The 21,058-nt window shown below is 50.0% G+C and carries 18 protein-coding genes and 1 other RNA gene; 9 read left to right on the top strand and 10 right to left on the bottom strand.

Translation table 11 applies throughout. The features are described from left to right. Positions 1-12: 12 nt before the first annotated feature. From aroA to gyrA, 5 genes are all read right to left on the bottom strand, one after another. Positions 13-1,350, bottom strand: a complete 1,338-nt coding sequence (gene aroA / locus ACO0LL_RS14580) for a 3-phosphoshikimate 1-carboxyvinyltransferase (RefSeq protein ID WP_422951576.1) — start codon at positions 1,348-1,350, stop codon at positions 13-15. 49 nt (positions 1,351-1,399) lie between these two features. After that, positions 1,400-2,308, bottom strand: coding sequence for a prephenate dehydrogenase (locus ACO0LL_RS14575; protein ID WP_422951575.1), 909 nt, complete (start codon positions 2,306-2,308; stop codon positions 1,400-1,402). Positions 2,309-2,315: 7 nt separating this feature from the next. Next, positions 2,316-3,389: a prephenate dehydratase gene (pheA, locus tag ACO0LL_RS14570; protein ID WP_422951574.1), complete on the bottom strand. Its 1,074-nt coding sequence runs from the start codon at positions 3,387-3,389 to the stop codon at positions 2,316-2,318. A 240-nt stretch (positions 3,390-3,629) separates the two neighbouring features. Further along, the gene (gene serC, locus ACO0LL_RS14565) at positions 3,630-4,733 is read right to left on the bottom strand and encodes a 3-phosphoserine/phosphohydroxythreonine transaminase (RefSeq protein ID WP_422951573.1); all 1,104 of its coding nucleotides are present in this window, start codon (positions 4,731-4,733) and stop codon (positions 3,630-3,632) included. A 6-nt stretch (positions 4,734-4,739) separates the two neighbouring features. Beyond that, positions 4,740-7,415: a DNA gyrase subunit A gene (gene gyrA / locus ACO0LL_RS14560; protein ID WP_422951572.1), complete on the bottom strand. Its 2,676-nt coding sequence runs from the start codon at positions 7,413-7,415 to the stop codon at positions 4,740-4,742. 336 nt (positions 7,416-7,751) lie between these two features. Between gyrA and ACO0LL_RS14555 the strand changes: the two genes are divergently transcribed. The 5 genes from ACO0LL_RS14555 (at position 7,752) to ssrA (ending at position 11,351) form a co-directional block, all read left to right on the top strand. Then, entirely contained in the window at positions 7,752-8,342 is a 591-nt protein-coding gene (locus ACO0LL_RS14555; RefSeq protein ID WP_422951571.1) for an OmpA family protein, read from the top strand. Between the two features lie 306 nt (positions 8,343-8,648). After that, positions 8,649-9,305: an outer membrane protein OmpA gene (gene ompA / locus ACO0LL_RS14550; RefSeq protein WP_422951570.1), complete on the top strand. Its 657-nt coding sequence runs from the start codon at positions 8,649-8,651 to the stop codon at positions 9,303-9,305. A 207-nt stretch (positions 9,306-9,512) separates the two neighbouring features. Continuing rightward, positions 9,513-10,217, top strand: a complete 705-nt coding sequence (gene ubiG / locus ACO0LL_RS14545) for a bifunctional 2-polyprenyl-6-hydroxyphenol methylase/3-demethylubiquinol 3-O-methyltransferase UbiG (RefSeq protein WP_422951569.1) — start codon at positions 9,513-9,515, stop codon at positions 10,215-10,217. 52 nt (positions 10,218-10,269) lie between these two features. Further along, a complete protein-coding gene (locus ACO0LL_RS14540; protein ID WP_422951568.1) occupies positions 10,270-10,947 on the top strand; it encodes an HAD family hydrolase in 678 nt (225 codons plus the stop codon). Between the two features lie 44 nt (positions 10,948-10,991). Beyond that, positions 10,992-11,351, top strand: a transfer-messenger RNA (tmRNA) gene (gene ssrA, locus ACO0LL_RS14535). 146 nt (positions 11,352-11,497) lie between these two features. Here the strand turns inward: ssrA and ACO0LL_RS14530 are convergent. From ACO0LL_RS14530 to ACO0LL_RS14510, 5 genes are all read right to left on the bottom strand, one after another. Continuing rightward, a complete protein-coding gene (locus tag ACO0LL_RS14530; RefSeq protein ID WP_422951567.1) occupies positions 11,498-11,761 on the bottom strand; it encodes a nucleotidyltransferase domain-containing protein in 264 nt (87 codons plus the stop codon). Between the two features lie 37 nt (positions 11,762-11,798). Beyond that, on the bottom strand, positions 11,799-12,440 hold the full coding sequence (locus ACO0LL_RS14525; protein WP_422951566.1) for a hypothetical protein: 642 nt from the start codon (positions 12,438-12,440) through the stop codon (positions 11,799-11,801). Positions 12,441-12,448: 8 nt separating this feature from the next. Further along, positions 12,449-13,141, bottom strand: a complete 693-nt coding sequence (locus ACO0LL_RS14520) for an HNH endonuclease (RefSeq protein WP_422951565.1) — start codon at positions 13,139-13,141, stop codon at positions 12,449-12,451. Between the two features lie 224 nt (positions 13,142-13,365). After that, positions 13,366-13,878 carry a GNAT family N-acetyltransferase gene (locus ACO0LL_RS14515; RefSeq protein ID WP_422951564.1) on the bottom strand — a complete coding sequence of 171 codons (513 nt, stop codon included), beginning with the start codon at positions 13,876-13,878 and terminating at the stop codon, positions 13,366-13,368. Then, positions 13,875-14,144 carry a DUF1778 domain-containing protein gene (locus ACO0LL_RS14510; protein WP_422951563.1) on the bottom strand — a complete coding sequence of 90 codons (270 nt, stop codon included), beginning with the start codon at positions 14,142-14,144 and terminating at the stop codon, positions 13,875-13,877. The genes ACO0LL_RS14515 and ACO0LL_RS14510 overlap by 4 nt, the downstream gene beginning before the upstream one ends. 209 nt (positions 14,145-14,353) lie before the next feature. On the opposite strand from ACO0LL_RS14510, the gene ACO0LL_RS14505 reads away from it, so the two are divergent. Genes ACO0LL_RS14505 through ACO0LL_RS14490 form a run of 4 tightly spaced genes read left to right on the top strand, consistent with a single transcriptional unit; the run spans position 14,354 to position 21,057 of the window. Further along, positions 14,354-15,808 (top strand): DUF3375 domain-containing protein, encoded by a 1,455-nt coding sequence (locus ACO0LL_RS14505; RefSeq protein ID WP_422951562.1) that lies wholly within the window; start codon positions 14,354-14,356, stop codon positions 15,806-15,808. A 2-nt stretch (positions 15,809-15,810) separates the two neighbouring features. After that, the gene (locus tag ACO0LL_RS14500) at positions 15,811-16,485 is read left to right on the top strand and encodes a DUF4194 domain-containing protein (RefSeq protein ID WP_422951561.1); all 675 of its coding nucleotides are present in this window, start codon (positions 15,811-15,813) and stop codon (positions 16,483-16,485) included. Positions 16,486-16,489: 4 nt separating this feature from the next. Beyond that, positions 16,490-19,858: an ATP-binding protein gene (locus tag ACO0LL_RS14495; RefSeq protein WP_422951560.1), complete on the top strand. Its 3,369-nt coding sequence runs from the start codon at positions 16,490-16,492 to the stop codon at positions 19,856-19,858. Continuing rightward, entirely contained in the window at positions 19,855-21,057 is a 1,203-nt protein-coding gene (locus ACO0LL_RS14490; protein WP_422951559.1) for a Wadjet anti-phage system protein JetD domain-containing protein, read from the top strand. The genes ACO0LL_RS14495 and ACO0LL_RS14490 overlap by 4 nt, the downstream gene beginning before the upstream one ends. Position 21,058 lies beyond the last annotated feature (1 nt).

The following is a 21,058-nucleotide window of genomic DNA, read 5'->3' as shown; positions in this document are numbered from 1 at the left end:
CTATAAAAACCTTTAAAACAAATCTTGGTGATTAATCTTGGCAAAGACTTCAAAATAATCAGGGAAAGTCTTGGCCACGCATTTTGGATCATTGATGCGCATAGTAGCACCTCTGCGCGCCCGGCCATCGAGGGTGGCCAAAGAGAAGCACATGGCCATGCGGTGATCGTCATAAGTATCGATAGTCGCTGGCAGGATATGTTCAGGCGGCGTCACCGTCATATAGTCTGCGCCCTCTTCTACCATTGCCCCTAGTTTGCGCAATTCTGTTGCCATGGCAGACAGGCGGTCGGTTTCCTTGACGCGCCAGCTGGCAATATTGCGCAGCGTCGTGGTGCCATTGGCATACAAAGCTGCGACAGCTATCGTCATGGCAGCATCGGGGATATGGTTAAAATCCATATCTATGGCCTGCAAGACACCATTCGAGCCGGCTTCTATCCAGTTATCACCACGGGTAATGGTTGCGCCCATTTTTTCCAGCGCTTCGGCAAAACGCACATCGCCCTGTATGCTGGACTTGCCTACACCCTCGACCCGGATAGGGCCGCCAGCAATCGCACCAGCAGCCAGGAAATAGGAAGCAGAAGAAGCATCACCTTCAACGTGGATAACGCCAGGCGACACATAATGCTGGCCTTTTGTGACTGTGAATGCCTGCCAGCCATCACGCTCTACCGTCACACCAAATTTTTGCATGAGGTTCAGGGTAATTTCTATGTAAGGCTTGGAAATCAGCTCGCCTATCACTTCTATCGTCACATCATGCTCACGCGCCATCAAAGGTGCAGCCATCAACAAGGCCGTCAGAAACTGGCTGGAGACATTACCCTTCACTTGCAAACGCTGGGCATGGATATGGCCACGGCGTATATGCAGGGGCGGGTAGCCAGGATTGCCGGTATATTCTATCTGCGCACCGGCTTCATTCAGCGCATCAACCAGGTCACCAATGGGACGTTCGTGCATGCGGTGCACGCCGTGGATGGTGTAGTCACCACCCAATACGGCCAATGCACCAACCAGCGGGCGTATCGCAGTGCCGGCATTACCCATGAACAAATCAGCCTGGTGTTTGGGGAAATGACCTTTGACACCCTCTACCGTGTAATTCTGGCTATCGCCATCCTGCTCCCAGTGCACGCCCAACTGTGTCAAGGCGTTCAGCATGACCAGGGTGTCATCGGATGCCAGCAAATCCATGATCTGGGTCTTGCCTTCTGCCAGCGCCGCCAGCAAAAGAGTGCGATTGGAAATACTTTTGGAACCCGGCAATTTGACTGTGCCCTGCACCTGCATCACTGGTTGCAGATCGAGGTAATGCGGATAATGTTTGCTTGCTTGTGTCATGGTCGTATTCAATTCTGAGTTTGTCGATGTGGAGAAGAGCGTAGCCCTGTCAATCCCCACCTTCACGCTGCTGTTTCTCGGCTGCCTCAATGGCGCTGATCCAGTTATGGCGCGCACGCTGGGCATTGGCGTAAATACCTTCTATACCGTCACTGTCGGCATCCACCAGATGCTGGCGCAAGATGGACAGGCGGGCGGTATACGAATCCAGTTCCTGCAGCATCGCAGCCCGGTTCGCCAGGCTGATGTCACGCCACATTTCCGGTGATGAACCGGCAATGCGGGTAAAGTCGCGAAAGCCACTGGCGGCATACTGGAACAAGGTATCTGCATGCGGTTTGCGGGCAATATCATCGACCAGGGCATAGGCCAGCAAATGCGGTAAATGGCTGACTGCGGCAAACACAGCATCATGCGATGCTGGGTCCAGATGATGGATGATGGCACCGCATTGTTGCCATGCCCATGCCACTCTCGCCACGTCAGCATCGCTATTTTCTGGCAGACGGGTGATGACGGCCTTTTTGCCGACATACAAATCCACCAGTGCAGCCTCAGGCCCATTCAATTCACGCCCGGCTATCGGATGAGCTGGTACAAACTGCGCGATCTTTTCAGCCAGGCTGGCGCGTGCAGCGGCAACCACATCGGCCTTGGTGCTGCCAGCATCCGTGACTATCGTACCCGGCTGCAGGTGAGGATAAATCGCCTTCAATATCGCACCGGTTTGTGCCACTGGCGCTGCAATCAGCACCAGGTCACAGTTACGCAATGCCTGCTCGGCATTCAAGGCTATTTCATCGATGATGCCCAGTTGCTGCGCTTTTTCCAGCGAAGCCTGGCTGCGCCCCACTCCAACTATCTGCTCAACTGCCCCTGCTTTTTTCAAAGCCAGGGCAAATGAACCACCAATCAAACCTACGCCAAAAATTGCTATGCGTTGAAAAGCTTTTTGCATCAGGCACTCACACTGTACAAGGGTAAGAACCCAGCACCTTGAAGAAGGCTGCCTTGTCATTTAGCTCAGCCATGGCAGCTTCTACCTTGACATCCATCACATGGCCTTCTACGTCTACATAGAAATAATATTCCCAATTGCCGGTACGTGCAGGGCGTGACTCAAAGCGCGTCATCGAGACGCCATGTTTTTCCAATGGTGCCAGCAGATTGTAGACAGCACCCGCCTTGTTCGGCGTTGCCAGCACGATGGACGTCTGGTCCTTGCCGCTAGGCGTAGTACGCAAGCGACCAATGACAGCAAAACGGGTACGGTTATGCGGGTCATCCTGGATATGGGCGGAGACTATGCCCAGATTATACTGATGACCGGCAATTTCACTGGCAATCGCCGCCACCGTGTAATCACCACTGGCCATGCGCGCGGCTTCTGCGTTCGATGCCACGGCATGTCTTTCCACATGGGGGAAATGCTGATTCAACCAGGCCTGGCATTGTGCCAAAGCTTGCGAATGGGCACAGATACGGCTGACGCCTTCCATATTGCCAGACTTGCTCATCAGGCTATGCTGTACCGGTATTGCCAGCTCACCACTGATGGCCAGGCTGGTTTGCAAAAGTAAATCGAGGGTGCGGTTGATCGCGCCCTCCGATGAATTCTCGATAGGCACGACGCCAAAGTCTGCCGTGCCTGCTTCGGTCGCACGGAAAACTTCATCAATAGATACGCAAGGCAGAGGCTGGATGGCATGACCAAACTGCTTGTAGACAGCCTGCTCGCTGAAGGTGCCGACCGGGCCAAGGAAAGCCACGACCACACGGCGCTCCAACGCGCGACAGGCCGACATGATTTCGCGGAAAATCAGTTGTATGTCATCGCTCAGCAAAGGGCCGGGATTGCGTTCAGCCACGCCGCGCAAGACTTGCGCTTCACGTTCAGGGCGAAACACTGGCGCATTGGTTTCTGCCTTGACATGGCCAACTTCTTCAGCCACGCGGGCGCGCTGGTTCAGCAAATCCAGGATTTGTGCATCGATGGCATCAATCTTGATGCGCAGGGGGAGTAATTTATTGTCGCTCATAATGACCTAAAAACCGTGTTTGATAGGGTGTGGACAGGCAGTAATACTGTAGCGCATGACTGCCATGCCGGATATGCTTTTTTCGCCGGGCTTTTGACCTGGTTCATCAGCGCCACGGTTTCCAGGTGATGGTGAGTACCATGCTCAGAAAGGGCTGACGATGAAAATAATTAGCGGCGTCTGTCTATAGTAAACAAAACAGACGCAGCATGTCTTAAATGCTTTTTTTAAGCCCAGGGCTTATGAATTTCTTTTGGCGAAATCCTGCATAAAACTGATCAGGACTTGCACACCTTCTATAGGCATGGCGTTATAAATCGAGGCACGCATGCCGCCTACTGATTTATGGCCTTTCAATTGCAACAGGCCATTCGCCTTGGCTTCTGCCAGGAATGCCGCATTCAGGCTTTCATCTTTCAGGTAAAAAGGCACATTCATACGCGAACGGCTGCCCTTCTCTACCCGGTTTTCATAAAAACCTGTGGAATCCAGGTAGTCATACAGCAGGCTGGACTTGGCAATATTCTTTTGCTCCATCGCCGCCACGCCACCCTGCTGCTTGAGCCACTGGAACACCAGGCCCGCGATATAAATCGCATAAGTTGGCGGAGTGTTGTACATGGAATCATTGTCGGCAACGATTTTCCAGTCAAAGGCAGACGGGCAGATGGGCAAGGCATGGCCGAGCAAATCTTCCCGTACGATGACAATGGTTAAACCTGCCGGGCCAATATTCTTTTGCGCACCACCAAAGATGACGCCGTATTTCGATACATCAATCACGCGCGACAGAATGTGCGAAGACATGTCGGCAACGATAGGCGCTCCACCGGTTTCTGCCGCCACATCGGGGGCAAACTGGTATTCGACACCATCGATGGTTTCATTGGTACACAGATGCACGTAGGCAGCATCTGGTGTCAGCTTCCAGCTGTCACGTGGCGGCACTGTGGTGTAGCCGCTGGCTTCACCAGAAGCAGCGATGTTCGCATTACCGTATTTTTTTGCTTCCTTGATGGACTTGCCCGTCCAGGAACCGGTATGCACAAAATCTGCCGTTGCAGGCTGCGGCTTGCGCCCCATCAGATTCATGGGGACGATAGCGTTTTCGCACAGGCCACCGCCTTGCAGGAACAGTATCTTATAATTGTCCGGCACCGCCAGCAGCTCGCGCAAATCGCTTTGCGCAGCGGCGAGGATGGACATGAACTCTGGCCCACGATGGCTCATTTCCATGACGGACATGCCACTGCCATGCCAGTCCAGCATTTCGGCAGCAGCTTGCTGCAATACCTCTTTCGGCAATACTGCCGGGCCTGCAGAGAAATTGTAGATCGTCGTCATGATGGCTTACTCCGCTGCGTCGGCTTCTGGTGCGCTACCTTCTGCTTCATTTGCGCCAGTATCAGCATCAGCACCGCCAGCTTCCAACGCCGCATCCACATCCGCATCTGTTTCCACGATACGCTGCAGACCAGACAGCTTGGTGCCATCTTCCACCGCAATCAGGGTTACGCCCTGGGTTGCGCGGCCCATTTCACGAATCTCGGAAACGCGGGTACGAATCAGGATGCCACCAGTAGTGATCAACATGATTTCATCGGTAGTGTCGACCAGAGTAGCGGCTACCACCTTGCCGTTACGCTCGGAAGTCTGGATCGCGATCATACCCTTGGTACCGCGGCCATGACGGGTGTATTCAGTGATAGGCGTACGTTTGCCGTAACCGTTTTCAGTCGCTGTCAACACAGACTGCTGTTCATTTTCAGCTACCAGCAAGGCAATAACCTGCTGACCTTCATCCAGGTTCATACCGCGCACGCCACGGGCTGTACGGCCCATAGGACGTACATCGTTTTCATCAAAACGTACTGCCTTGCCGGAATCAGAGAACAGCATGACGTCATGCTTGCCATCAGTCAGCGCAGCGCCGATGAGGAAATCACCTTCGTCCAGATCCACCGCGATAATGCCGGCTTTACGTGGATTGCTAAAGTCAGTCAAAGGTGTTTTCTTGACCGTGCCCAGGCTGGTGGACATGAAGACATAATGGTCTTCAGGGAAAGTACGGTTGTCGCCAGACAAAGGCAGGATGACTGTGATTTTTTCACCGTCCTGCAATGGGAACATGTTCACGATAGGCTTGCCGCGTGAAGTACGCGAGCCTTGTGGCACTTCCCATACCTTCAGCCAGTACATGCGGCCACGGTTACTGAAGCACAGGATGTAATCATGGGTATTGGCAACGAAGAGTTGCTCGATCCAGTCATCATCCTTGGTTGCTGTCGCCTGCTTGCCACGGCCACCGCGTTTTTGCGCACGGTATTCAGACAAGGGTTGCGACTTCATATAACCGGTATGCGACAGGGTCACGACCATGTCTTGCGGCGTGATCAGGTCTTCTGTACCCAGATCGGTAGCGTTATGGGTGATTTCTGAACGGCGTACGTCTTTATTGCCTTCACCATATTCATTGCGGGCCAGGGTCAGTTCATCAGTGATGATGACGGTGACGCGTTCTGGCTTGGACAAGATGTCCAGCAAATCGGCGATCTCGGCCATGACGTCTTTGTATTCATTGACGATCTTGTCTTGTTCCAGACCAGTCAGGCGTTGCAAACGCATTTGCAGGATTTCTTGCGCCTGGTCGTCAGACAGTTTATACAGGCCATCTGGCTGTATGCCGTAGTGCTTGGGCAAATTCTCAGGGCGGAAGGCATCAATGCCACCAGAATTGTCAGCCGCTGTACGCGTCAGCATCTCACGCACCATGGAACTGTCCCAGGCGCGGGTCATCAATTCCTGTTTCGCAATAGGCGGCGTAGGCGCAGCGCGGATGATGGCGATAAAGTCATCAATATTCGCCAGCGCAACCGCCAGGCCTTCCAGTACATGACCACGTTCACGTGCCTTGCGCAGTTCAAACAGGGTGCGGCGCGTCACCACTTCACGGCGGTGCGACAGGAAGCAGGACAACATTTCCTTCAGGTTCAGCAATTTTGGCTGGCCATTCACCAGCGCCACCATGTTCATGCCGAAGGTGTCTTGCAACTGTGTCTGCTTGTACAGATTGTTCAGCACTACATCAGGTACTTCGCCGCGCTTGAGCTCGATGACCACGCGCATGCCCGATTTATCGGATTCATCGCGGATATCAGAAATACCATCGAGCTTTTTGTCACGTACCAGTTCAGCGATACGTTCCAGCAGGGATTTTTTATTGACCTGGTATGGCAGCTCATCAACGATCAGTGCCGTACGGTTTTCTTTGCCAAATTCTTCAAAGTGCGTCTTGGCGCGCATGACCACGCGGCCACGACCAGTGCGGTAACCATCGCGTACGCCAGAGACGCCATAGATAATGCCGCCGGTAGGAAAATCAGGCGCAGGGATGATCTCGATCAACTCGTCGATCGTGCAATCGCTATTGCGCAAGACATGCAGGGCGCCGTTGATGATCTCGGTAATATTGTGTGGCGGTATATTCGTCGCCATACCCACCGCGATACCGGATGCGCCGTTGATCAGCAGATTCGGGATGCGGGTAGGCAGAACTGAAGGCTCTCTTTCCTTGCCATCATAGTTGGGGACGAAATCGACAGTTTCTTTCTCAATATCTGCCAGGATTTCATTAGCGATCTTGTCCAGGCGGCACTCGGTGTAACGCATCGCCGCAGCATTGTCGCCGTCGATGGAACCAAAGTTACCCTGACCATCGACCAGGGTATACCGCAGGGAAAAGTCTTGCGCCATACGCACCAGCGTGTCGTAAATGGAGGCATCGCCATGGGGATGGTACTTACCCATGACTTCACCCACCACACGCGCACATTTGACGAAGGGGCGGTTATAGACATTGTTCATTTCGTGCATCGCGAACAATACGCGACGATGCACAGGCTTTAAGCCATCACGCACATCCGGCAAAGCGCGACCTACGATAACGCTCATCGCGTAATCGAGATAGCTTTTGCGCATTTCTTCTTCAAGGGAAATCGGGAGTGTTTCTTTTGCGAATTGATCCATTGGCGGCCGGCGAATTAGAGCTTGGTTAATTAATAACGTCTTTAATAACGTCCTTAATTAAAATCCAATAAGTGAAATCCAATAAGTGAAATCCAATAAGATTTTATTAAGACTGTTAAAGACTGACGTTTAACTCTTGATTCTAACATGCCTCCTACGCTGAATTCCATTTATAGCAATTAAGTCAGGCAAACACTGGCAATAGCCAGCCAAATAGCCAACTGGCGGCGTGCAACACTGTCATTCAAATGACAGCCGGGGTGTAAATTTATATGATTTAATCAAAAGCATAATAAAAACACCTGACAAATAATTAATATCCCCACGGAGACAACCATGTTAAAAAATTTGACAGCACTTTTTGTGCTCGCAGCATTCGCCCTGCCCGTCTCAACAGCCCTGGCCCAAACCGCTACAGCACCAGCATCATCGGCACAAACTGGCGAAGCCCCTGCATCTGCCGCAATTGCCACCCCGGCTGCAACCCCAGCAGTTACTCCACCCGCCCCAGCCCCTGCTGCTGCACCCAAACGCTGCGACTTTGCCCTCACTCTGCAAAGCGATGAAATTTTTGAACAAAAAAAATCCGTACAATTATCTGTACTGAATGATAAGGGTAAAGAGCGCATAGACAATGAAGTCATGGCCAAGCTGGCCACCTGCGCCAAAGTCGATCTCATTGTCGTCAGTGGTCATACCGACCTATCAGGCAGCCATGCGCAAGCCCAGAAATTATCTGAAAAGAATGCCGATGCCGTAGTCGCCTACCTGGGCAGCAAAGGCATCAATGCCCCTATGGAAACCATGGGCATGGGCAAAACACAACAGATCAAGTCTTGCGATGACAAGTTACCCAAGGCAAAACTGGCAGAATGCCTTGCACCAAACAGGCGCATCGTCGTCGAAGGACGCGGTCTCGCTAAATAATTTCGGTGCAAAAATCCTTCGCTTTTCTGGTCAAAAACAAAACATTTCTGCTCCGGAACTGGTATTAGCTTGCCAAAGCATACATTTCGTTGTCAAAATACGACATATTTAACTAACTGTAACTTTGTCGATTTAACAATTTTCGTCTTTATATTGATGATTATGGCAAAATAGAACGAATGCTGATTTATGGCTGACATGATGTTTGACGAAATAGTAATGTCATCATCGCCGTGGTACTATCTGGTTTTATGCAGTAATTTGCGCAGTTCATCTGCGGTAATAATCTCACCCGAGAGGAGAAATATGAAAAATTTAGTCAAGCTCGTTATCGCAGCGTCCGCAGTAGCATCCTTTTCTGCTTCCGCACAGCAAGACATTATGGCTAACAAGCCACACAGCGCCTATGTACAAGATGGTCGCGGTGTAATTGCACGTGACCCATTTGGTCTGTGCTGGCGTACTGGCTACTGGACTCCTGCTGACGCAGTTCCAGGTTGCGATGCACCTTTAGTACAACCAGCTCCACCAGCACCACCAACACCAGCACCAGCTGTTGTTCCAGTTGAACCACCGAAACCGGTTGTTCCACCTGCACCTACTTCTGAAAAAGTAACGTTTGCAGCTGACGCATTCTTTGACTTTGACAAAGCTGTTCTGAAACCAGAAGCTAAAGTCAAACTCGACGACATGGCATCCAAACTGAAATCCATCAACCTGGAAGTCGTTATCGCTGTTGGTCACACTGACTCTGTAGGCTCTGAAGAATACAACCAAAAATTGTCTATTCGTCGTGCTGAAGCTGTCAAAGCTTACCTGGTAAGCAAAGGCATCGAAGCCAACCGTGTTTACACTGAAGGCAAAGGCAAAAAACAACCAGTAGCTGACAATAAAACAGCTGATGGTCGCCAAAAAAATCGTCGCGTTGAAATCGAAGTTGTTGGTACACGCAACGTTAAGTAATTCAGTACTTGAAGCCTGGCTTCTGAAAAACCCGCTTCGGCGGGTTTTTTTATTTGTGGCTCGCGCCATTCATTCTTGCTTAAGGCCGGAAACGCTCCCAGAGTATTTCCATACTATGTTTATTTTCCGTCAATGCGGTACAGCCCTGAATCGCCTACAATAGCGGTTTCGCAGCTCATGCCCCGACCCGGCACTTCAAACCACATCATGTCCACCTTGAACGCTGATCCCGCAGAAATCCAGAAATTTAGTGAACTTGCCCATCGCTGGTGGGACCCCAGCTCTGAATTCAAACCACTGCATGAAATTAACCCACTGCGACTGGAATGGATCAACCAGCGTGTACCGCTGGCAGGCAAACAAGTCATCGACGTAGGTTGTGGCGGCGGTATCCTGGCCGAATCCATGGCAAAAAAAGGCGCGACCGTCACCGGCATAGACCTGTCTGACAAGGCCCTCAAGGTAGCCGACCTGCATGGACTTGAATCTGGCGTGAGCGTGCGCTATAAAAAAATCGCTGCCGAAGACATGGCAGAAGCAGCAGCTGGCCAGTTTGATATCGTCACCTGCATGGAAATGCTGGAACATGTGCCCGACCCCGCATCCATCATCAAGGCCTGTGCAAAAATGGTCAAACCAGGTGGACATGTGTTCTTCTCCACTCTCAACCGCAATGCCAAGGCCTACCTGTTTGCCGTCATCGGCGCAGAATACCTGCTGCAAATGCTGCCCAAGGGCACGCATGATTACGCCAAATTCATCACCCCGGCAGAATTGTCGCAAGACATACGCAATGCAGGCATGGAATTACATGCGATGAAGGGCTTGAGTTATAACCCCCTGACCCAAATCTACTCGCTGAATGCTGATACCAGTGTCAACTACATGGTTGCCTGTACACGTCCGCTGTGAAGCCAACAAAACGCCTTCATCCATCATGAAGGCGTGTTTTTGATTTTTTATTATGCAAACTCCACAAGCAATCCTGTTTGACCTCGACGGTACATTGGCAGACACCGCCCCTGATCTCGCAGCCGCCGTCAATGTCATGCGAGAAAACAGGCAACTGGCACCTGTTCATTATCAAAGCTTGCGCCCCCATGCATCCGCCGGTGCCCGTGGCTTGCTGGGCGCGGGTTTTGGCATCAAGCCAGAACACCCTGATTACGAAGCGATGCGCGTTGAATTTTTGAACCAATATGAATCCGCCATTGCCGGGCACAGTAAACTGTTCAAGCAAGTGCCAGACCTCTTGCGCGGTCTTGATGTCATGGGCGTATCCTGGGGCATAGTCACCAACAAGGCCATGCGCTTTACCCGCCCGCTGATCCCGCTGCTGGATTTACAGGAAGCGCGCTGCGTGATTTCTGGCGACACCACCCCTCATTCCAAGCCCCACCCGGCCCCCTTGCTGGAAGCAGCAAGACAACTAGGCATACGCTCAGAAAACTGCTGGTACGTAGGCGACGACCTGCGCGACATACAGGCAGCCGAAGCCGCCGGCATGACCAGCATCGCCGCCGCCTGGGGTTATTGCGGCGCGACCGAGCCCAAACACTGGAAAGCCGACGCCATCATCGACAGCCCACTGGAGCTGCTGGAACTGGTACGCGCCAAACATTTACAGGCCATGGCCTCTTGAATACTGCAGGACTACCCCTAAATGGGGTATACTGATAAAGCTTTGGGGACGACCAGGTTTCGACGGGGGTTGCAAAGCAGCGCAGGGCATACCGAGGCCAGACTACCTCGTAAATACAATCTGAACTATATAACTGCAAACGATAACTCGTACGCATTAGCCGCTTAATACCGGCTAACCTTACACCACTTCGTCCATAGGGTGGGCTGGCAACAGCAGTAAGGACATTCATATGGAATCGTCTTGAGCCGGGTTACTTGACTCTCGATTAAATAATAGGTAACTCGTCCTGCCGCAGCGTGTGCGTCCGCGTCGTCAGGATTAAATCAAATGGCAGCACTAAGTATGTAGAACTGTCTGTAGAGTGCTTTCGGACGCGGGTTCGATTCCCGCCGTCTCCACCAAAATACAAAAGTCACCCAATTTATTGGGTGGCTTTTTTATTTTGATGATCTGTGTAAATTGAATCCGCGGGACGTGGGGATGAGTGTGGGCAGGTGAAAGCACCTGCGTGCTTCAATTTTTAAAATTGAAGCCGACTATTAACTGATTAACATTTCTCAATGCGCGGAGCAATAAGCGTAGCATTTTGTTTTCTTATGAAGTCAAGGTAAATCTCTTCATTAGTAGTCATATAAATTACATCGATTGGCGCCATTAAGCCTAGCGAGGAAAAATGTTCCTTTAACTCAGCAAGGCCATTCACCGACTCATAAACCACCAAGATATCCACATCTGAAACCTGGGGTTTGCTAGTTAAAATTGAACCGAATAAATAAATCTTTCCTCCAGTAAATGCAGTAGCGGCATCCAAGATGAAAGAGTAAATTTCAAGCAGTAATTCCTCTTTTTTAACTATTTAAGGCTCCTAGTAACTGCCGAACATCTACGATTCGAACCCCTGCACTTCTGGCAGCGTCAATGGCTTCGGGCGTGACACGTCCATTTGGATTATTAACAAGAATGGTTCGACTTCTTCCGAATCTCTGAATATTATCTCTGATTACATCGGCGGTGATTTCATACTCGTTTATAGCCAAAACTTGATACGCAGCCATCGTGTGCCGATGAATAAGAAACGTATTGTTATTCAACATCTCTACACGAGAAACGGCATCATGTTGAGACAACGCTCGAAAAATAAATCTCCTCTCCGGGCAGATATATCCTCGCAAGTCTTTTTGATTGACCGCCCTAAGCAAATCTCCAATCCCCCCAAGTCCAACCGGGACATTATAGGCAAAATTTATAAGATCCCCATCGAAAAGTGCATCCTTGGGTATGTTTAAAATAAATTCTACATCTGGTCGGCGAGCTGCAGTCGGAATATTAGCCAATCCTGCGACACGCAGCGACATAACCGCGACCAAAACAGAGCCCATCTCTTCAATATCTAGCTCGATCAGATTGTTTTCTAGGGCACGCACGCTTGAAACATGCTCGTGTGACAATTTGCCCGCAACCCAATTAGTGCTGCCATCTGTGACTGTCATGTGTTAACTCATTCGAATATTTTATTAAGTTGCTCCGGAAATCGTTCACCACTGTGCAAAGCACCTCCTAAATGCTTTGCCTCAAAGTCATTAACATGCTCGCGAAAAGTCTCAATGATGAGGAATTCCTCCTCGCGAAGTAAAGTGCGATTGGCATCAAGAATATCTAGAATTTTTCGGTTGTTGGGGATAATGCTTTCCCTTATTTTCCGACGCCATTGAGTTGGTACTGAACTTTCTGGATTAAATCGCTCGTCTGTATTTGGTCCGTATTTATCAAAAATTGCTCTATTTCCCAAAAGAAGTGGGACTATTGCGTATCTTGCTTCTTTTCTGGAAGGGAAAAGTTTTATCCCAAATAGAACTGCTAGCTTTTCCTTATGCCGTCTTTTCCATTCAAGAATCAATCCTTCCGAGAACTTATCCTCAGCCTTATCAATCGTTGTGTGACAATTTGGACAAAGCAAAAGAAGATTTTCATATCTGCTTCGCTCCTCATCGGTTAGTTTCGCATCCGCACGAGGGCCTTTGTCTCCTGCGCTAATGATATGTGCGATCTCGGCAATGTGAATAACTTCATCATCAAATTCTTTAAATATTGGCTCAGAGCAATTGGGATTAGCACAATAGCCTCCAGAATCCGCAAACAAACGAAGCTTGGTAATTGGTGTCGGCGCAATCCGGCCATGTGAACAAATCATGTTATAGCTTTCAGTATTATTGAAATGGCTCAACGAGCGCCGCCAGTCACATTTCGAAGACCCTAGCGGCTTCAAATTCATAAGCTTTTGAACAGCTCTTCAACAGAAATCTCAGCATCGGTCAGTTCCCAAGTAGAGAATACTGTGCTTATTCTTCGATGAAGTTATCCTGCTTAGCTGCAATATATACATCCCAATCTTTGCGTGACAATCATTACAAAATACTATATGTGATGAATGTTGTCTAGTTGATCAGAATTTAACCCCAACATCAACGTCATCCCATCCTGCGGCGACACCTGAAAACCATAGTATTCATAAAACGCCTTCGCCCTGTCATTCAAGGCATGAACCAGCAAAGCGCGCACGCCCGTGTTTTGTGCGACAAGTAATGCCCGGTTCACTGCATCCTGCAAAAGAGCTGCCCCCAGCTTAATGCCTTGCGCCTCGCGATCGACCGCAAGGCGACCAAGAACCAATACTGGAATGGGATCAGGCATATTGCGGCGTATATTGCCGGTAGCAAGCTGATGAGCAACTGCCCCTGCAGCCATGGCGTAATAGCCGCGCACCTTGGTTTGCTCATCAAGCACGACAAAGCATCTGCTGGCGCCCGCGAGTTGATTACTCATGGCGCGACGCTTGAGCCAGTCATCCAGTGATACTTCACCGCAGGAAAATTCGTCCAGCTTGTGGCCGGCCGCCAAAGGCTGGGGCGAAGACAAAACCAACATCATTCGGGCTTGCCCCAAGGCGCCTTCACAGCCTTCAGTCGCTCAAGGCCAGGATTAGATGCTGCCGGAGCATCAAGCATGGCATTAAATTGGCGGAATTTTTCATCATCAAGATTGAAGAAAACCTGATCCAGCAACACAGCTTGAGCACGTTCACAGGCTACTTCAAGCATGAAATCTGAACGGTTTTTACCCAACAAGTTGGCAGCCTGATCAATGAGATCCCTTTGCTCTGGCAAGGCACGGATATTAATTGCAGCAGCACGCATAACTCACCTCCTCGTAATGACAATAGATATACACGATAATCAATTGTATAGCTGTTGTCAATACAATCCATAACTACATGCAACCGACAAGTGATAAAACTTTGGGCTCATACTGACGCATCATTATTAACTATACATGACAACCCCCATCTTTATACAGTAGGATTATTGCCTGCCCATATACCAATTTGAATAGCGAGCAAGCCTGCATGTCCCTGGACTTTTCTACTCTGTCCGCCCTGCGCACTCATCATCCCGCCTGGCGCTTGTTGTGTTCTGACCATGCGCCCTTGATTGCCAGTTTTTTGCATCGCATCTTTGTCGCGCCCAATGTAAGGGTTGTGAGTGCCGCTGATCTGGCTGAGATGCTGGAAGATGAATTGTTTGCCCTACGTGAGCGTCTGGGTGAAAACGAATTCCCCAAGCGGGCGCAGGAGTATTTGAATGACTGGGCTAGCCCGGATAAAGGCTGGTTACGCAAATTCTATCAACAGGGCTCGGACGAGGCACAATTTGACCTGACACCAGCGACAGAAAAAGCCATCAACTGGCTCAGCAGCCTGACTGAGCGCAGCTTCGTCGGTACTGAGTCACGCTTGCTGACCTTGTTTGACTTGCTCAAGCAAATGAGTGAAGGTAGCGAAGTTGACCCCGCAAAGCGCATCGCCGAGTTGCAAAAGAAACGTGAAGACATTGATGCGGAGATTAGCCGGGTCTTAAGCGGTGATCTGGGCTTGCTGGATGACACGGGTATCAAGGACCGCTTCCAGCAATTCATGCAGATTTCACGTGATCTTCTGACGGATTTTCGTGAGGTTGAATATAACTTCCGCCAGCTTGACCGGCGGGTGCGTGAGCACATCGCTTTGTGGGAGGGTTCCAAGGGAGCCTTGCTGGAGCAGATCATGGGTGAGCGTGATGCGATCAGCGACTCAGATCAGGGCAAGAGTTTTCGTGCCTTTTGGGATTTTTTGATGTCCAGCCGCAGGCAGGAAGAACTGACGCAGTTGCTCGATCACGTACTTACGTTGACACCTGTACAGGAACTTGCACCTGGACCACGTACCAGGCGTGTGCACTATGACTGGCTGGAAGCGGGTGAACATACCCAGCGTACAGTCGCCCAATTATCGCAACAGCTAAGGCGCTTCCTGGATGATCAGACCTGGCTGGAAAATCGCCGCATCATGGACATTTTGCGCGGCATAGAATCCAGGTCACTGGCTTTGCGCCAGCAACAACCATCTGGTGAATTTTTTAGCATAGATGAAATGACGGCAGAGATAGAATTGCCGATGGAGCGCCCTTTGCACACACCCTCTTTCAAACCAGTAATTGCTGACCTGATCTTGCAGGCTGGTGATGCTGACCTTGATACCAATGCGCTCTACAATTATTTCACTATCGACAAAGCAGAGTTGATGCTACATATACGACATGCATTGCAACTGCAATCCCAAGCGACGCTGCAAGAAATCACAAGCAAATACCCCTTGAAACATGGTTTGGCTGAGCTCGTCAGTTACCTGCATTTGGGTAATGACTCTTTCAATACAGTGATCGATGAAGAGCACGCAGAAACCATAGGCTGGCACGCAATCACATCCCGTGGCGAGCAAGTACAAAAACAGGCTACCCTGCCACGCGTCATTTTTGTGAGGTGAGCATGGATACCACCGCCTCCGTTGCTGGCCACGCTACAACTAAACAATCCACGCCTAATCAAGACCATGCATTGTCCCCGTTGCTGATCAATTTGCTCAAGACGGTTCTGTACCGTGAAGATGATGAGCAATTGTGGGGCGCGCTCTTGAAGCTGCAAGCAAGGGTGCGCGACTATGTTAATGTTCTCAATCTTGATCTGGTGCTGGATGAAGCAGAAGGATATGCCTTTCTCAAAAGCCGACCTGAACCAGAAGAACAAGAAGCAAAAACCAAAACCCGGTTGCCCCGTCTGGTGGCGCGACGGCCTTTGTCATTTCCTGTCAGTCTGCTATTAGCGTTACTCAGGAAGAGGCTGGCAGAATTTGATGCCAATGGCGGTGACACACGCCTGGTTTTAAGCAAGGAAGACATCGCCGGACTCATGCGTGTGTTTTTACCCGACAGCAGTAACGAAGCCAGACTGGTCGATCAGGTCGAAACCCATATCAACAAAGTGATAGACCTGGGTTTTATACGCAAATTGAAAACCGGCAGCAGCCCACAAACTTATGAGGTGCGGCGCATACTGAAAGCCTTTGTTGATGCACAATGGCTGGCTGATTTTGATGTCAGGCTGGCCAGCTACCAGGCGCAACTCGCTGGCGAAGAAGATGTATCGGACAAAACTGATGAATGACGTGATGCAAGCTAATACCGAACTGATGGCAGAGGTCGAGCTGTCAGGCTTTCGCCTGCACAGACTGGAAGTGCTTAACTGGGGCACCTTTGACAAGAAAGTCTGGAGTTTGCATCTGGGTGGCAAAAACGGCTTGCTCACGGGCGATATAGGCTCAGGCAAATCCACCTTGGTGGATGCGATCACTACCCTGCTGGTGCCGACACAAAAAGCAGCCTATAACAAGGCTGCAGGTGCAGACAGCCGGGAAAGAAACTTGCGCTCTTATGTGCTCGGCTATTTCAAGTCAGAGCGTAATGAAGTCAGTGGTACCGCCAGACCAGTGTCGCTGCGCAAGGACAATAGCTATTCCGTCATCCTGGCCGTGTTTCGCAATGCCGGTTTTGACCAGACAGTGACGCTGGCGCAGATGTTCTGGATGAAAGAACCACACGGTCAGCCTGCGCGTTTTTTTGTCGGGGCAGAAAAAGAATTATCCATAGCCGCTGACTTTGGCAATTTTGATGCAGATGTCAATAAGTTGCGCAAAAGACTACGTGCCTCAGGTGCAGATGTAGAAGAGAGTTTCTTTAAATATGCAGCCTGGTTCCGGCGGCGTTTTGGCATAGAGAATGAGCAGGCTATGGAACTGTTTCATCAGACTGTGTCCATGAAGTCGGTTGGCAATCTGACAGACTTTGTACGAACCCACATGCTGGAACCCTTTGATGTAGCCAGCCGTACCGATGCCCTGATCTCTCACTTTGAAGACTTGAACCGCGCCCATGAAGCGGTCTTGAAGGCCAAGCGCCAGACCGATATGCTGACGCCACTGGTCGCAGATTATGAACTGCACATCGTGAAAGCGGCCGACATTGCGCAACTGAAACAATGCCGCGAAGGCTTGCCTAGCCATTTTGCCAACTTGAAATTACACTTGCTGACACAACGCCTGAATCATTTAGGGGAAGAATGGTTAGGGCATAATGCCCAGATATCGCAATTGGAAATGCAACGTGAAAAGCAAGGTTTTGAGATAGACGATATCAAGCTCGCCATTGCCAATAATGGTGGCGACCGCCTGAGTAAGCTGGAAGCGGATATCAGGAAAAAAGAAATCCTGCGCGACAGTCGCAAGAACAAGGCTGAGCGTTACGGCCAGCTATTGGCCGACCTTGGTGAGAAACCTGCTGATAACTCACAGGATTTCCATGCGAAAAACCAGGTCTTGCGCACATTGGCTGAGGATTTGCATGCCGATGAAGGCCGCCTTCAAAACATACACGCAGAACACGGTGTCAGCTTCAGGCAAGCCAAGATTGAGAGGGATGAATTACAGACTGAAATCAACAGCCTGAAGCGCCGCCCGAATAATATAGACAGCAAACAAATCAAGATACGTGAACTCTTGTGTAGTGGGCTGAACATCGCAGAAGATGACATGCCCTTTTGCGGTGAGCTGATACAAATCCGCGATAGCGAACAAGAATGGGAAGGTGCAGCAGAGCGGCTCATGCGTGGCTTTGCCTTGTCCATGCTGGTGCCAGAAAAGTATTACCAGCAGGTTGCAGAGTGGGTCAACACAAACCATCTGTACGGTCGTTTCGTGTATTTTCGGGTGCATCAGCAAAGACGTGGCAAACCGGCCAGCCCGCATGCTGATTCACTGGTCAGGAAACTCGCCATCAAGCCGGATTCTGCATTGTATGAATGGCTGGAAGCCGAGCTGTTGCACCGTTTCGATGTCGCCTGTTGCGCAAGCCAGGCGCAGTTCCGTCAGGAAGCCAGGGCAATTACCATGGCTGGTCAGATAAAAGACCCCAGTGGCCGCCACGAGAAAGACGATAGCCACAGCATCAATGACCGCAGCCGCTATGTACTGGGCTGGTCGAATGCACCCAAGATAGCCGCCTTGGAAAAGAAACGTAGTCAGTTGGAAACTGACATGCACCGTGTCATGACCTTGATGAATGATGCCAAAGCTGCGCAAAACGCCGCCAAAGCCAGGATCACTGTGCTCGACAAACTGGAAGAATTCAAAGATTTTGAAGAAATCAACTGGACCAGCCTGGTTACAGAGATTGCCAATCTTCAGCTTGAAAAACAAAGACTGGAAGCTGCCTCTGATGTACTGCTATCCTTGAATCAGGATTTGCACAACGCCAGACAGGCGCTGAAGGAGCTGGAAAGCCAGCTCGACAGCTTCAAGGACAAGCGCTCAAAAAACGAAGGGCTGCAGCAACAGGCTGAAGGCCTGCAGGCTGCTGCGCTGGCAGTGCTGCAAAAGCAGGCTATGGAAGCCGACATAACACACCTGCTGGAGAAAATACGCAACCAGGTTTTGGGCAAGCACACACTCACGGTTGAGTCTTGTGATCCACAAGAGCATGAGGTGCGCAGTTTCATTCACAAAAATCTGGAAACAGAAGACGACAAATTGAGAAAGTTGGGCAAAAGAATCAGTGAAGCCATGTTCACTTTCAAGAACGAATTCAAGCTGGAAACCACTGACTTTGATACCCATGTCGATGCCGGATTTGAATACAAGAAACTGCTCGAGCAATTGAACCGCGACGACCTGCCACGCTTTGAAGCACGCTTCAAAGAGATGTTGAACGTCAACACCATCAATGAACTGGCCAATTTCAATGCGCAATTGGCACGGGAACGTGAAACCATCAAAGAGCGTATTGCTCACATCAATGAATCACTGATACAGATAGACTATAACCCTGAGCGTTACATCATCGTCGAATCGCAGATCAGCCCAGATGCTGACATACGTGATTTTCAGTCTGATTTGCGGGCTTGTACCGAGGGTACTTTGAGCGGTTCAGACGAAGCACAGTATTCAGAAACAAAATTCCTGCAAGTGAAAGCAATCATAGACCGCTTTCGCGGACGTGAAGGTCTGTCTGAACAGGACAAACGCTGGACTGGCAAGGTCACCGATGTGCGTAACTGGTTCTTGTTTGCGGCCAGTGAAAGATGGCGTAGCAATGATGCAGAACATGAGCACTATTCCGACTCTGGCGGCAAATCAGGCGGCCAAAAAGAAAAGCTGGCTTACACCATTTTAGCCGCCAGCCTTGCCTATCAATTTGGCCTGGGCTGGGACAAGCAACGTTCTCGCTCTTTCCGCTTTGTGGTAATTGATGAGGCATTTGGACGCGGCTCTGATGAATCTGCGCAATATGGCCTGAATCTGTTTCAGCAATTGAATCTGCAATTACTGATCGTCACGCCTTTGCAAAAAATCCATATTATTGAACCTTATGTATCCAGCGTTGGCTTTGTGCATAACGAAAATGGTCAGGAATCCAAATTGCGTAATTTATCGATAGAAGAGTATCGCGAACAGAAATTACATGTGCTGACGGATGCGCTTACATGAATTGGACTGGCTCAATTGAATTAAAGGCCCAGTTGCAAAGTCTGTGGGAGCGTGGTGATTTATTGCGTATGCAACTGGAACCTGAATTGCACTTCCCGCTACGTTTGAGCTTGAAGGCACCAACCTCCAGCGATATCAGCGACCGCTTTGATGCCGTAAGAAAATGGATAACAGAACTAGCCTCATTACCACATATACGCTTGGAATGGCGCGAGGTGCGCCACCGCATACATGGTTTGCAACGCTTGCCAGATCAAGTCTGGATAAATAGCCTTGAAGCAGCTTTGGCGATAACAGGCAAAAAACGGGAAGCTGCGCGTTTTCAGTTGCTGTTTGATGAAACACTGAACAAGCGCCAGGTATTGCAGTCATGGTTAAAAAAACGCCCCATGCAGGCACTCGACTTGCATGACCGATGGCCGCAATTGCTGGCGATTATCGCATGGTTATGCGAACATCCACGCCCTGCAATTTATCTGCGTCAAGTTGATATTACTGGCATACACAGCAAATTCATTGAGGCAAATCGTGCGGTATTGTCAGAACTACTGGATCTGGCATTACCTCTGGATGCTATTGATGAGCGCTACACAGGCATAGGCCAATTTGCGTCGCGTTATGGATTTCTGGACAAGCCATTACGATTGCGCTTCAGGGTACTTGACCAGAGTATGCAAATTTTAGCGGGCATAAGCCACCCGGACATCATGCTTGATGCAGACAGTTTTTCCCGTCTTGATTTATCTGGGAAAACTGTCTTTATTACCGAGAACGAAATTAATTTTTTGGCTTTTCCTAAAGTCGCCAATGCGATTGTTATTTTCGGCTCTGGCTATGGCTGGGATGCGCTGGCATCCGCTCAATGGCTGAATAGCTGTGCAATTTACTATTGGGGTGATATCGATACGCATGGTTTTGCCATTCTCAACCAGCTGCGCCATCATTTCCAGCATGTCACCTCCTTTTTAATGGACAGAGAGAGCTTGCTGAGACATGAAATACATTGGGGTGAAGAAGCTAATCAAGTCACCCATGCGATGAATTGCCTCAATGCTGAAGAACAGACACTATTCGAAGACTTGCGCGAACAACGCTTGGGAAAGAATCTAAGGCTGGAACAAGAACGCATACAATTTGAGTACGTCATGAATGAAGTGCTGCGACTGACGAACGCTACACGGCTGCTGAATTCAGATTGAG

Origin of the sequence: Undibacterium sp. TC4M20W (assembly GCF_049340245.1) — a bacterium.
Lineage (GTDB): Bacteria > Pseudomonadota > Gammaproteobacteria > Burkholderiales > Burkholderiaceae_D > Undibacterium.
The sequence above is the reverse complement of the archived record's forward strand: the minus strand, read 5'-3'. Positions and strand labels throughout refer to the sequence as shown.

Excerpts from the sequence above, each read along its gene's own strand:
- aroA (WP_422951576.1), bottom strand. The coding sequence starts at position 1,350 with ATGACACAAGCAAGCAAACATTATCCGCATTACCTCGATCTGCAACCA.
- ACO0LL_RS14575 (WP_422951575.1), bottom strand. The coding sequence starts at position 2,308 with ATGCAAAAAGCTTTTCAACGCATAGCAATTTTTGGCGTAGGTTTGATT.
- pheA (WP_422951574.1), bottom strand. The coding sequence starts at position 3,389 with ATGAGCGACAATAAATTACTCCCCCTGCGCATCAAGATTGATGCCATC.
- serC (WP_422951573.1), bottom strand. The coding sequence starts at position 4,733 with ATGACGACGATCTACAATTTCTCTGCAGGCCCGGCAGTATTGCCGAAA.
- gyrA (WP_422951572.1), bottom strand. The coding sequence starts at position 7,415 with ATGGATCAATTCGCAAAAGAAACACTCCCGATTTCCCTTGAAGAAGAA.
- ACO0LL_RS14555 (WP_422951571.1), top strand. The coding sequence starts at position 7,752 with ATGTTAAAAAATTTGACAGCACTTTTTGTGCTCGCAGCATTCGCCCTG.
- ompA (WP_422951570.1), top strand. The coding sequence starts at position 8,649 with ATGAAAAATTTAGTCAAGCTCGTTATCGCAGCGTCCGCAGTAGCATCC.
- ubiG (WP_422951569.1), top strand. The coding sequence starts at position 9,513 with ATGTCCACCTTGAACGCTGATCCCGCAGAAATCCAGAAATTTAGTGAA.
- ACO0LL_RS14540 (WP_422951568.1), top strand. The coding sequence starts at position 10,270 with ATGCAAACTCCACAAGCAATCCTGTTTGACCTCGACGGTACATTGGCA.
- ACO0LL_RS14525 (WP_422951566.1), bottom strand. The coding sequence starts at position 12,440 with ATGACAGTCACAGATGGCAGCACTAATTGGGTTGCGGGCAAATTGTCA.
- ACO0LL_RS14520 (WP_422951565.1), bottom strand. The coding sequence starts at position 13,141 with ATGATTTGTTCACATGGCCGGATTGCGCCGACACCAATTACCAAGCTT.
- ACO0LL_RS14515 (WP_422951564.1), bottom strand. The coding sequence starts at position 13,878 with ATGATGTTGGTTTTGTCTTCGCCCCAGCCTTTGGCGGCCGGCCACAAG.
- ACO0LL_RS14510 (WP_422951563.1), bottom strand. The coding sequence starts at position 14,144 with ATGCGTGCTGCTGCAATTAATATCCGTGCCTTGCCAGAGCAAAGGGAT.
- ACO0LL_RS14505 (WP_422951562.1), top strand. The coding sequence starts at position 14,354 with ATGTCCCTGGACTTTTCTACTCTGTCCGCCCTGCGCACTCATCATCCC.
- ACO0LL_RS14500 (WP_422951561.1), top strand. The coding sequence starts at position 15,811 with ATGGATACCACCGCCTCCGTTGCTGGCCACGCTACAACTAAACAATCC.
- ACO0LL_RS14495 (WP_422951560.1), top strand. The coding sequence starts at position 16,490 with ATGCAAGCTAATACCGAACTGATGGCAGAGGTCGAGCTGTCAGGCTTT.
- ACO0LL_RS14490 (WP_422951559.1), top strand. The coding sequence starts at position 19,855 with ATGAATTGGACTGGCTCAATTGAATTAAAGGCCCAGTTGCAAAGTCTG.